The sequence below is a fragment of the Psychrobacter sp. Ps6 genome, from assembly GCF_022129235.1.
Taxonomy (GTDB): domain Bacteria; phylum Pseudomonadota; class Gammaproteobacteria; order Pseudomonadales; family Moraxellaceae; genus Psychrobacter.
In genome coordinates, this window is the sequence record NZ_JADQAI010000003.1 from 238,002 (window position 1) to 249,572 (window position 11,571).

The following is an 11,571-nucleotide window of genomic DNA, read 5'->3' on the forward strand; positions in this document are numbered from 1 at the left end:
TGTTAGATATTATTATGGGGTTAAATTGGTCTGTCTGAGGTTTCAGTCGCTTTTTTATCCATATTGACATCGATAATCTGCGCTTTTGCATTGCCATCTTTTAAAATGATATTGACAGTTTGCTCAGGAGACAGTTGAGTGCTGCTCGTGAGTGTTTGTTTGCCATTTGCGTTTGTGAGCATGGTATAGCCTTGCTTAAGCACGCGAGACGGGCGATGTAATAGCACAATATCACGTAGGTGCTCGCTATCGCGCTGTGCTTGTATGACTTGCTGCTGCGCGTTTTGCATGATTGACTCTTGATGACTTTTGCTATTAGTCGCGGCTTTCGTCAGTTTTTGACGTGTCAAGGTTTGCGTTTGTGTATATCGCTCAGCCGTCAGTCTAGCTGCTTGCTTTACTTGACGCTGTGCGCTTTGTTGAATGCTGCGCCATGCATAGTCACTGTCTTTTCGTAGAGCAGTGAGTTGTCCGATAGTCTGTGACTGTATTTGGCTTAATTGACGTACAGTTTGTTGCTCAGCAATATTGAGTTGGCGCTGAGCAGCTTGCTTGATTTGCGCTTGATATTGTAGCGTCTGAGTGACGAGCTGGGCTAAATGGCTATGGATAGCAGCAATCACTTTTGAGGGCGTATCAAAGCTGGTATGCGCCACTTCATCTAAGATGACTTTGTCACGCTCATGACCGATACCCACCCAAACAGGCACAGGCTGCTCAGCAACCAACGCTGCCAGCTCATAATCATTAAGATAAGCCAAGTCTCCCACGGCACCGCCGCCACGAATAATGACTAATAAATCTGGTAGGCGCTGATAAGTGTCGTAAAACTGCTGCTGTGCATTAACGATGGCTTGACGTATCTCAGCGGGCGCATGATTGCCTTGAAAAGTCGCATTATGGTAATGGAAATGACAAGCACCTGTACTGGCTAAGCGATCCGCATCTGCTTGAAAATCGCCCAATCCAGCCGCCTTCTCAGGGGCGATGACCAGCACATGCTCGATATCAAAAGGGGTAGGCAGCTGCTGATTGAGATGTAATAGCCCTTCGCCTGTTAAGCGATCGACCATTTCTGCATACTGCCGTGCCAAATCGCCTAGCGTATAGCTGGGGTCGATATCTTCAATCGTGATTGAAAAGCCATACTGGGCATGGAATCCTGCCGATACTTTGAGGAGTACGGTCAAATCACGCTCAAGCGGCATACCAGTCGCGCGCTCAAACTTGGCTAATACACGAGCCGCTTTAAAACGCCAAAGGTTGCCGCGGCAACTGGCGACCACTTTGCCATCATCGTCTTTTTCTGCCAATTCAAAATAATAGTGACCACCTTTACTCGATAGGTTACGGATTTCTGCCTTGACCCAGACACGGTGGTCAAAGGTCTGTTTGATGACCATCTCAACCGCGGATAAGTAATCACTCAGACGTAGGACCGTATCCTCTAAATGGTCTTCTTGCTCAGCGAGTTCGGCCTCTAAAGTGGCCAGATCTTTGGCAGGTTCGAGTACTTTGGCCTGTTTGATGTTTGAAAGATTGGGTTTGCGCATGATATAAGACCAAGGATAATGAAAACATAAAGACTAATGAGGATGTGCTGAATACGATAGCGGATAGTTTAACCCAAAAGGGCGCACACAAAAAGCAAAGCCAACAAGCTTTGATTGATATATTATCCATATCGCAGCTTGTTGGCTATTTCATAAATCACAGTATGTCAGGTGATGCTAGAGAAACGCAAATGGCGTCGCTCATTTAGAGAGTTGCTGATAGAGAGTTACTGGCAACGAAAATTGATCTTGTACTCATAATCATCATTGCGTGATAAATCTGGCGTGCCTGTGCCAAAGATTGAGCCGACCACAGAACCCACTTGTCCAACCATACGGCCAGTACGCTCATTTAAAATGCCATTATATTTGACATTGTCATCAACGATAATGACTTGTTTGCTGCGACAGGTTGTTTGCGCACTATCAATTGCATTTTGCTGTGCTTTGACTTTGGTATCGGCGATGCCCGTGGTTTCATAAATAGAGTTAGCGCGCTGGATCACTGGTGATGATGGCGTGCTTTGACAAGCGCTTAAAACAAGCACACCGGCCAATATTGCGCCTAAACTGGCAGTTTTATTAAAGGTATTCATAAGTAATTCCTAATGTATATAAACAGAACGTCTTAGCAATAGGCAAAGCTTCATGAATGTAGCGTATCTAGATATTACCTGTCTAGACGCTTATTGTGTGCGGTATTACAGCAGTATTGCCTATCCAATCTATGACAAAAATAGCGTGCTTAAATCAATAATATACTCAACTGCTACGAGTCAATTTTGGCCTAAAATAAAACAAGTCGCACCCGTACACAGCAAATCACTTGAAATAAAAATCATATCTAGGATAATTGAGCCATTCATTTTTTATTAATAAGTAATACTATGCAATTGATTCCTGCTCCTGCTGGTGTGCTCGAGGTCGACGCACTATGGCAAAATGACAATCCTAATGACCCAAATACAGATACCGTCGCGCTGCTATGCCATCCCAATCCGTTGTTCGATGGGACAATGAACAATAAAGTGGTCACGACTATGTACCGCTTTGCCCGTGACAATGGCATGCATGTGGTACGTTTTAACTTCCGCAGCGTTGGTCAATCGACAGGCGAGCATGATTATGCGGAAGGTGAAGTGGTCGATGCAATGACCGTGCTACAATGGATTGCTGAACAAACCAATGCCCGAAAGCTATGGCTTGGCGGTTTTTCTTTTGGTGGTTATGTCACAGCCCGCGTGGCTGAACAAGTACTTGAAGCCTCACATATATGGGGGCTGGACGATTTTGACGTGTCAAAAATCGCACTTATCGCACCCTCAGTTGAAAAAAATGACAGTACTGATATTAGTTTACCCGCGGATAAAACCTTTGAGATCTATGGTAATGCGGATGAAGTAATCGCGCCTGAAAATATGCAGGCATTTGCAGATCGCTTAGGAGTTGCAGTCAGCGTGGTTGATGGTGCTGGCCACTTTTTTCACGGTCGCTTATCAGAGCTCAAAAAGTTATTAGAAACGCATAGCAATGCATAGTTTTAACCTTAACCGCTAATTCATGTTTTAGGGTAGCAATTAGCCACCACAATATTTTGATATTTATTTAATCCAACGATGAGTCGTATTATGAGTTTATCTCCATTGCAACGTTACGAGAAAGCCGTCAGTACAGATGAGTTTACTCGGGATAAGCAGCAGTTTCAGGCCATGAGTTATCTTGATGAGATCTACCATCAGCTCATCAATAGCGCACCGCAAAAGAAAGGGTTCTTTGGATTTTTGAAATCCAAGCCTGTCGCACCAACTGGATTATATATGTGGGGCGGTGTCGGTCGCGGCAAGACGTGGATGATGGATATGTTTTATGATTCATTGACCATTGAGCGCAAAATGCGTCTGCATTTCCATCATTTTATGCAGCGTGTTCATCAAGAATTGAATAAACTCCAAGGCGAAAGTGATCCACTCGAAAAAGTCGCCGATATTATTTATAAAGAAGCGGTCATTATCTGTTTTGATGAGTTCTTTGTTTCTAACGTCTCTGATGCCATGATTTTGGGTGATTTATTTACCATGCTGTTTAATCGCGGTATTACCTTGGTTGCTACGTCAAACATTGAGCCGTCTGGTTTATACAAAGATGGTTTGCACCGTGACCGTTTTTTACCAGCCATTGCAGAGGTTGAGAGCCATACGACAGTGATGAATATCGATTCCGGTATTGATTATCGTCTGCGCGTGCTTCAGCAAGCAGAGTTGTATGAATCACCAATGACCAAAGCCAACCATCACTGGCTAGCCAACCGCTTTGCCAGCTTGTCTAATAATCAAAGAATCAGCAATGAGCCAATTACTATCAATGGCCGCGAAGTCAAAGTCAACGCGCGTACCGAAGATATCTTGTTTTGCGATTTTCGACATTTATGCATGGCACCGCGCTCGGCATCTGATTTTATTGAACTTGCAAAACAGTTCAGCACGGTATTAGTTGATTCAGTACCCGCCTTAAATGATGATTTGCGTGATCCAACGCGCCGTTTTATTTATCTGGTTGATGAGTTTTATGATCGCCGTGTAAAACTGTTGGTACGCGCAGAGCAATCGATTTTGGACTTGTATCAAGGGGAAAAGCTAGCGTTTGAGATTGAACGTACCCGTTCGCGCTTGCTTGAGATGCAGTCAGAAGACTATCTACGCATGGATCACCGTGTCGAAGATGCTGCGTAGTGGATGTTTTTTAAAACGGCATTGCTACAGCTTAAATGTTTTTTAGCATTCGGTGCTTAGTATTTTCAATGACAAGTATCAGATTTAAAAGTAGTTCGTGAAAAGAAATAAATAATAATAAATAAGGACAGACAATGACTACAACAGATGAAAATAACCAAGCGTCACAGGACAATAAACTGCCTGTTAAAAATGTAGCCGCAAATGATGTCTCAGCTAGCAGTGAAGAGCTGATCGGTTGGATTAATTCAAGACGCAGCATGGGCAATTTGGATACACCAGCCCCAACGCGGGATCAAATCGAGTCTGCTATTGAGTGTGCAGCGACAGCGCCCGATCACAAAAAACTGCGTCCATGGCGCTTTATTGTGACCCAAGGGGAGGCACGTCACGAGTTAGGTAACGCCTTGGTAGCCGCAGTAAAAGAAAAAGCGCTCAAAGATGGCGAAGAGTTGTCTGAGAAAACCATCAAAAAAACCCATACCATGCCGCTCCGAGCGCCTGTTATCATAACGGTCGTGACGCAAATGCAAGAACATAAAAAAGTGCCACCCTTTGAGCAAATGCTAAGTGCCGGTGCTGCTGTGCAAAATTTGATACTGGCACTCAAAGCCCAGGGATTTAGTACGGTGTGGCGTACTGGACTGTTATGTAATGAGCCTGCGGTAAAAGCTTATTTTGATGTGGGTCCAGATGATTATGTGACCGCTTTTGTTTATACTGGCACTAGTCCAAAAGATGAATCCAAACGCAAACCTATTGATATCGAGCCGTTAGTACGCTTCGAGTCATAATTTGACTCGGTGTTGTCTCTTGGTAAAATTATTACCTCAAAAAGACCGCGGGCCCGAGTATCGGAAATATCTGGGAACAGTAGCTTCTATTGAGAATAAGTCAGTCAACATGGATAAAAGAACATGACAAGTCCTAACGATAGCAATAAAGATAACAACAGCGCTAACAATGAGGCGGGCAACAATACGCCTGAAAAACAAAACGGTATGTTGGCAGGTATCTTAGAGCGTGCAAGTAAGTCAGGCATCGGTCGTAAAAAATCAACGCCCAGTCCAGTTGAATCAGCAGTCGCAAAAGACATGGCAGAGATTCACAGCAACCCTACCAAGCTGCGTTTGGCGTTTTTAGGTGGTGGTAGCTTTGGTACGGCAATGGCAAATTTGGCTGCGCGTAATGGCTGCGATGCTACGCTGTGGGTACGTAATAAACGTACCGTGAAAGCGATGGCAAAAACTCAAACCAATAAAAAATATCTGCCTGGCTACAAGCTTGATGACCGTTTGAAATACAGTCATGATCTGGCGGCTACCGTCAAAGACAAAGATATTATTTTTATCGCCGTGCCGGGATTGGCTTTTCGCGAAACGGTAAAAAACATTGCGCCTTTAATCAGCGGGCAGTCTATCGTATCGTTGACCAAAGGAATGGAGAAAGATACCTTTGCCATGATGAGCGACATTATTAAAGAAGTGTTGCCTGAAGTGAATTTCGGTGTCATGTCAGGGCCAAACCTTGCTATAGAAATCATGAAAAACATGCCGTCTGCCACGGTGATTGCAAGTGAGTCTGAGCCATTGCGTCATGCGGTCCAAGCGGCCCTACACAGCGCCTTCTTTAGAGTGTTCGCGAGTGATGATGTACGCGGTGTCGAGCTTGGCGGCGCGCTCAAAAACATCTATGCCATCGCCATGGGTATGGCAGCTGCTTATGAAGTGGGTGAAAATACCAAAGCAATGATCCTTACTCGTGCCTTGGCAGAAATGAGTCGTTTCGGTGTCGAAGAGGGAGCCAATCCGCTGACCTTTTTAGGTTTGTCAGGAGTAGGGGATCTATATGCCACTTGTAGCTCAGAGCTAAGCCGCAACTATCGTATTGGTAATATGCTCGGTCGCGGCATGAGTATTGATGCCGCAGTCAAAAAACTGGGTCAAACTGCTGAAGGGGTAAATACCATTCAGCAGGTCCACGAAAAAGCCACCAAAGCGGGCATCTATATGCCTATCACCCACGCGCTCTATGCGGTCATTTATGAAGATAAAGCAGCGCTTGGCGTGGCACTACATTTGATGGAAGCGGGATTCCGTAGTGATGTTGAGTTTGTGATGGCGCATGACCATAGTAATGCTGCGCTTACCGCTCATATGAAAAACTCAAGTAACAGCGCTAAAGACAATACCAAAGCCGATGCCAAAAGTAAAAATAGCGATGCCGATAAGTAAGATGTTCTATTAAAAGGCACTGTTGAGAGACAGTGCTAACTCCGCGCACCAAGGAAGGTTATGAAAATTATATTAGTACGTCATGGTCAAGCCGAAGATGAGACGCGTCCAGATAGTGCGCGTCAGCTGACTGACTTTGGTCAACAGCAAGCGGCACAGACGGCAGAGTATGTGACCACACACTATCATCCAGATCGTTTTATTGTCAGTCCTTATGATAGGGCACAGCAGACGCTGGCTGCATTTCAGTCACGAATGCCAAACGTACCTTCAACAGTGCAGGACAATATCACGCCATCTGATGATGCCCGTCAGGCTTTAATGGATATTGCGAGTATTGATGCAAAATGTCTGGTTATTGTTTGTCATATGTCGATCGTCGCTTATATCGCAGGTTTGTTGACCGGTGATTATCCTGAGTCATTTTCTTTGGCAGAAGCCAGAGTGTTTGAAATGGAGTTTGTCATGACTGGGATGGCCACAGAAGTGGATCGTTTTGTACCTGACCAACCATACTAGGCTAGCCATTTCTTAGATAGGATGAATTCAGAGTGAGGCAATCATACCAATCAAGCGATTGGCCCAGCAGATAAAATGAATAAATCCTTTTGAATAGTAGCACTGCTTCATCATAGTACTTTTATAACCGCAGCAATAATCGAGGACACGTTTAGTGTTACATGTTTGGTTACGAGCACAGCATAGCCCGCTAGCTGTTTGGCACGAAGATGTACAGCAATGGCAGACGGTTGATGGTTGGCAACAGCTACAAACTATCTATGGTCATCATAAATCCAATGGCCAAAAGGCAATTTGTTTATATTTCCCCTCAAGTCATGTATTACAAGTAGACACAGCGCTTAATACTGCTCAGCTCAAGCAGCTGGGTAATAGTGGTAAGCAGTATTTGTTTGAAGAAACCTCCCTAACGCCAGTTGAGCAATTGGTTATTCGCCAGTTGAGCCATGCTGAGACGACGCAGCTGTACGCATTGGCACAAAGCGATATTGAGGCATGGCAGCAGAGTGCTCAGCTCGTGGGTATGAATATAGTGGCACTACTGCCAGACTTCTTATTACTACCACCACCAGAAGAAGGTGCAGGTCAGCAAGTGACGTTGTATCAAGACAAGCATACTCTGCTATTGCGCCAATCATTGCGCCAAGGTATGGGTGTCAGCTATTTGCCGTTGATCTTTGATCACTTTCCACACTTAAGCGAAGTGATGTTGCTGAATTCTATTGAAACCAATAGCCTTGCTATTAGTGATTTAGCCGCTAATGAAATGGATAGTATGGGCATCAATGATATCCCAGCAACATCAGCGACAATCAGTTCTATGGCGCAAACGAAAGCGCTGATCGCCGATCACCAGCTGTTATTAACGAGCTTGCCCACGGCGCCAGCACCTATTGATAATCCTGAACGTCATGCGCTGAACTTCTTTATCAAATCAACCGACTCACAGTTATCACCGTATTTACGGGTAGCAATGATGGTTGCGTTATCGGCTTTAGTACTACAGATGGCAACCGATGGGGTGCAGTGGTACAAGTATAATGAGGCAACAGCTGCCACCAAGACTGAGATAGCTGCGCAATATCAATCTTGGTTCGCTGATGAGCCGCTCAGTACCCGAACCAAGCTCCAAGTACAATTACAACCAAAACTGCTTAGTGACAGCCAAGCACCTGCATCACACATGGCAGCGCTGTCAAAGATATCCCCTTTAATCAAACAATCTTCATTGCGTGCACAGACGCTAGTGATGCAGCCATCTGTACTCAGTTTTACGCTCATTGCTCCTGATCGTGGCAGTTTGGATCAATTCACGAGCACGCTAGTAGCGCAAGGTTTGAATGCCAAGCTTGCGCAAGTGAGTAGTAATGATCAAGGTCAATTTAGTGCTCAGGTCACTGTGGATGTGGTGGAAAACAGCGATACGGTGAACACTCCAGCAGCATCATAATTCATCAGAGTATTGGTAAGAAAAGGTCACAACATGAAACGATTACAGCGCCGTACCAAACGCAGTGCAGCTGTCTCTGCAACCAATACCAAAACGCACGCATTCTCAGAGCGTATGAGCAGTTACCAAGATGTGCTATCAACGCGCTGGCAAGCGCTACCGCCACGTGATCAATTAGCGCTAGCTATACTGTCCGTATTTTTGCTGATGTTTATCGGTGGTTATGGCGGTTATAGCATTCATCAAGCGGCAAAAGAGAGCAAAAATGATTATCAGGAACAAGTGGCTGATTATTTTTGGTTACGGGCGCAAGCAGGTAATATCGATAGTAATGCATTAAGTACTAACAATAATGCTAATGGAGAGGCTGACATGCCGCCTGCCAATCGCATTAGTGCGCTGCTAAATACCACAGGAATTATAGATGCTCAGGTCGTTGCGGCTGGTGATTCGGTGCAGTTAAGCTTTATCCACCCCAGTCAGGCTGTCGTAAGTACCGCTCTTGGCAAGTTAGAGCAGCAAGGTTGGCAGTTCACGCAGTTATCCATGCAGCAAGACCTAACGAATAAATCTATCCAAGTGCAAGCCACTGTCACTTTATAACTCGATACGGTTTAGTGGCAGGTATGAGCTTAATAGTAGAATATAAGTAACAGAACATGATATGTTCCAATCCAATTTATCGGTAACTCGCTTTTCAAATGGCGTTTTGAGTTAAATGTCATTGAAAAGCCTTTTATCTGTCACCATTAAATATTTACTAGTCACTGCTAACGATAGATATTTAGCATACAGCACTTTCTTCATAACGATACTGATGAGCATAGTTTTCAGCAGACAATATTACTGACCAGTAAGGACAACGCAAACCAATGAGTGACAGTATGAGCAACGATAAGCGCCGTTCTTTAACCATTTATAATCACATCACTTATTTCTTATATGTGATTAGCTATTTTACCGCTGGTCTGCTGTGGATCGTGCCGATTGTGATGAATTATGCCAAGCGCCACGATGCTGATGGCACATGGTTATCTACGCATTTTGATTGGCAAATCAAAACGTTTTGGTACAGTATCGTTTGGTTTATTATCGGTATTGTCATCACAGCTTTTGCTTTAGGTGGTTTTGGCGTGAGTATGCTAGCTGACAGTGGCAATATCGCTATTGGTTCGACATTACTGGGTGGCTTTGGTCTGTTGATTGTGATATTTACCTTTATCTGGCATTTATATCGAATCATACGTGGTTGGATTGCACTCACTGACGGCCGCCCAGTGCCTTAATACGATGCCGTAGTTGTTTATCGCTGTTGATTCAGCTGAGCTTAAAAGATGGTGAACTATTGTTACTATTTAATAAATACTTATATGCGCTGATGGCGGGTTAAATGTGGAAATTTACCGTGTGAAACTTTGCTCTTGTTTCTGTTAAGCTGATATAATCGCTCCGCCTGATTTCATTCATATTATCTATCCACTATTTCTTTCGAGCAGGGTTCGCCATCACTATGTCTTATGCCTTACTTCGTCCTTTTTTGTTTAATATGGATCCCGAACACGCCCATGAGATGACTTTGTCTTTATTGGATAAAGCACACAAAGCGCGTGTTTTAGGTTTGGCGTATGGTCAGTCGATGCAGCCTACTGACTGTATGGGATTGCAGTTCTCTAATCCAGTGGGTCTGGCAGCAGGACTGGACAAAAACGGTGATTATATTGACGCACTGGCTGAGCTGGGTTTTGGTTTTATAGAGGTAGGTACGGTCACGCCAAGACCGCAAGCAGGCAACGATAGGCCAAGACTGTTTAGAATCAAGCAAGCAGATGCCATCATCAATCGTATGGGCTTTAACAATGAAGGCGTTGATTATCTGATTGATAATGTCAAACGCTGCAAATACAAAGGCAATATCGGTATCAACATTGGTAAAAATGCTGATACACCAGTAGAGCAAGCCGCAGACGATTATGTGTATTGCTTAGAACGTGTATACCCACATGCCTCGTATATCACGGTAAATATCTCATCACCAAACACCAAAAATTTACGTGACTTGCAAAGTGGTGAGGCTTTGGCCCAGCTGATGGATACGATTAAAAACCGTCACAGTCAACTAGCCACCGAATATGGTTTTTATGTGCCATTGGTGCTCAAGGTTGCGCCTGATCTAGAGCCACTGCAAGTTGACTATATCTCACAGCAATTATTAGACTTTGAAATTGACGGTTTGATTGCAACCAATACGACACTGAGCCGCGTGGGTGTCGAAGACTTGCGTGATGGCGATCAAATGGGCGGCTTGTCAGGTCGTCCGGTGAGCCACATTAGTACCCAAATTTTACAACAGTTCTCTGATCAGCTAGATGGTAAAGTTGCTTTGATAGGTGTGGGTGGCATCGATAGCGGTGCCAAAGCCGTCAAAAAAATCGAAGCAGGTGCAGACATGGTACAGCTCTATACAGGTCTTATATATAGAGGACCTGGGCTAGTACAGTCTTGTATTCAAGCAATCGGTGGCTATTATGATGCCATGGAAAGCTAGTCAAATGAATAAGATGGTGAGGCGCAAAATATGAGCGGTCTAGATATTGTGATTGCTATTGTTGTCTTGATTGGTTTGTGGCGCGGCTTTCAAGTTGGCCTGATCAAAACAGCTGTGGGCTTAGTAGGCTGGTTTATCGCTCTTATCGCTGCGACTCGGCTCGCAGGATCGGTGTCGCCTCAATTATCTGGTATCGTGCAAAGCCCAGTGCTGCAAATGGCGATGGCCTTTTTGCTAGTGGTGATTGTGATATTGGCAGTTATGCACTTGGTGGCTTTTGTATTCTCAGGTGTGCTCAAAACCCTACGCTTGAGTGTGGTCGATAAAATGGCAGGCGGGGTGCTTGGTGCTGCCAAAAATATACTGATGGTATTGGTTGTTTTAAGTGTGAGTGCGCCATTACTAGTACAAATGCCGCAATGGCAAACCTCAGTGTTGGCCCCTGAGCTGCTACCTTATGCGCCTATGGGTAAAGCATTGGTATCAGATGTGTTGGGGATGGCTTGGGATCAAGTCAATCAGTCGTAATTTTCTATTGTTC

The 11,571-nt window shown here is 44.6% G+C and carries 12 protein-coding genes; 10 read left to right on the forward strand and 2 right to left on the reverse strand.

The window, feature by feature from the left end:
• Nucleotides 1-20: 20 nt before the first annotated feature.
• Together xseA and I3255_RS05275 are read right to left on the reverse strand one after the other, a co-directional pair.
• Nucleotides 21-1,553: an exodeoxyribonuclease VII large subunit gene (gene xseA / locus I3255_RS05270; RefSeq protein ID WP_238037567.1), complete on the reverse strand. Its 1,533-nt coding sequence runs from the start codon at nucleotides 1,551-1,553 to the stop codon at nucleotides 21-23.
• Between the two features lie 227 nt (nucleotides 1,554-1,780).
• Nucleotides 1,781-2,149, reverse strand: coding sequence for a hypothetical protein (locus I3255_RS05275; RefSeq protein ID WP_238037570.1), 369 nt, complete (start codon nucleotides 2,147-2,149; stop codon nucleotides 1,781-1,783).
• A gap of 291 nt (nucleotides 2,150-2,440) precedes the next feature.
• Between I3255_RS05275 and I3255_RS05280 the strand changes: the two genes are divergently transcribed.
• The 10 genes from I3255_RS05280 (at nucleotide 2,441) to I3255_RS05325 (ending at nucleotide 11,558) form a co-directional block, all read left to right on the forward strand.
• The gene (locus I3255_RS05280; RefSeq protein ID WP_238037571.1) at nucleotides 2,441-3,091 is read left to right on the forward strand and encodes an alpha/beta fold hydrolase; all 651 of its coding nucleotides are present in this window, start codon (nucleotides 2,441-2,443) and stop codon (nucleotides 3,089-3,091) included.
• A gap of 90 nt (nucleotides 3,092-3,181) precedes the next feature.
• Nucleotides 3,182-4,282 (forward strand): cell division protein ZapE, encoded by a 1,101-nt coding sequence (gene zapE / locus I3255_RS05285; RefSeq protein ID WP_238037572.1) that lies wholly within the window; start codon nucleotides 3,182-3,184, stop codon nucleotides 4,280-4,282.
• 134 nt (nucleotides 4,283-4,416) lie between these two features.
• Nucleotides 4,417-5,076: a nitroreductase gene (locus tag I3255_RS05290; RefSeq protein WP_238037573.1), complete on the forward strand. Its 660-nt coding sequence runs from the start codon at nucleotides 4,417-4,419 to the stop codon at nucleotides 5,074-5,076.
• A gap of 123 nt (nucleotides 5,077-5,199) precedes the next feature.
• Nucleotides 5,200-6,516 carry an NAD(P)H-dependent glycerol-3-phosphate dehydrogenase gene (locus I3255_RS05295; RefSeq protein ID WP_238037575.1) on the forward strand — a complete coding sequence of 439 codons (1,317 nt, stop codon included), beginning with the start codon at nucleotides 5,200-5,202 and terminating at the stop codon, nucleotides 6,514-6,516.
• Nucleotides 6,517-6,576: 60 nt separating this feature from the next.
• Nucleotides 6,577-7,035 (forward strand): phosphoglycerate mutase family protein, encoded by a 459-nt coding sequence (locus I3255_RS05300; RefSeq protein WP_238037577.1) that lies wholly within the window; start codon nucleotides 6,577-6,579, stop codon nucleotides 7,033-7,035.
• 154 nt (nucleotides 7,036-7,189) lie between these two features.
• Entirely contained in the window at nucleotides 7,190-8,485 is a 1,296-nt protein-coding gene (gene gspL, locus I3255_RS05305) for a type II secretion system protein GspL (RefSeq protein WP_238037579.1), read from the forward strand.
• 33 nt (nucleotides 8,486-8,518) lie between these two features.
• Nucleotides 8,519-9,088 carry a type II secretion system protein GspM gene (gene gspM, locus I3255_RS05310; protein ID WP_238037581.1) on the forward strand — a complete coding sequence of 190 codons (570 nt, stop codon included), beginning with the start codon at nucleotides 8,519-8,521 and terminating at the stop codon, nucleotides 9,086-9,088.
• A 281-nt stretch (nucleotides 9,089-9,369) separates the two neighbouring features.
• Entirely contained in the window at nucleotides 9,370-9,771 is a 402-nt protein-coding gene (locus I3255_RS05315) for a hypothetical protein (protein WP_238037584.1), read from the forward strand.
• A gap of 224 nt (nucleotides 9,772-9,995) precedes the next feature.
• Complete coding sequence (locus I3255_RS05320; RefSeq protein WP_238037585.1) at nucleotides 9,996-11,030, forward strand: quinone-dependent dihydroorotate dehydrogenase; 1,035 nt, start codon at nucleotides 9,996-9,998, stop codon at nucleotides 11,028-11,030.
• Between the two features lie 30 nt (nucleotides 11,031-11,060).
• Nucleotides 11,061-11,558: a CvpA family protein gene (locus tag I3255_RS05325; RefSeq protein WP_238037587.1), complete on the forward strand. Its 498-nt coding sequence runs from the start codon at nucleotides 11,061-11,063 to the stop codon at nucleotides 11,556-11,558.
• Nucleotides 11,559-11,571: the final 13 nt, after the last annotated feature.

What these genes read in the sequence shown, in the direction of transcription:
- I3255_RS05320 (WP_238037585.1), top strand. Translation starts at nt 9,996, where the DNA reads ATGTCTTATGCCTTACTTCGTCCTTTTTTGTTTAATATGGATCCCGAA.
- I3255_RS05275 (WP_238037570.1), bottom strand. Translation starts at nt 2,149, where the DNA reads ATGAATACCTTTAATAAAACTGCCAGTTTAGGCGCAATATTGGCCGGT.
- I3255_RS05300 (WP_238037577.1), top strand. Translation starts at nt 6,577, where the DNA reads ATGAAAATTATATTAGTACGTCATGGTCAAGCCGAAGATGAGACGCGT.
- I3255_RS05295 (WP_238037575.1), top strand. Translation starts at nt 5,200, where the DNA reads ATGACAAGTCCTAACGATAGCAATAAAGATAACAACAGCGCTAACAAT.
- I3255_RS05315 (WP_238037584.1), top strand. Translation starts at nt 9,370, where the DNA reads ATGAGCAACGATAAGCGCCGTTCTTTAACCATTTATAATCACATCACT.
- I3255_RS05325 (WP_238037587.1), top strand. Translation starts at nt 11,061, where the DNA reads ATGAGCGGTCTAGATATTGTGATTGCTATTGTTGTCTTGATTGGTTTG.
- I3255_RS05290 (WP_238037573.1), top strand. Translation starts at nt 4,417, where the DNA reads ATGACTACAACAGATGAAAATAACCAAGCGTCACAGGACAATAAACTG.
- I3255_RS05280 (WP_238037571.1), top strand. Translation starts at nt 2,441, where the DNA reads ATGCAATTGATTCCTGCTCCTGCTGGTGTGCTCGAGGTCGACGCACTA.
- zapE (WP_238037572.1), top strand. Translation starts at nt 3,182, where the DNA reads ATGAGTTTATCTCCATTGCAACGTTACGAGAAAGCCGTCAGTACAGAT.
- gspM (WP_238037581.1), top strand. Translation starts at nt 8,519, where the DNA reads ATGAAACGATTACAGCGCCGTACCAAACGCAGTGCAGCTGTCTCTGCA.
- xseA (WP_238037567.1), bottom strand. Translation starts at nt 1,553, where the DNA reads ATGCGCAAACCCAATCTTTCAAACATCAAACAGGCCAAAGTACTCGAA.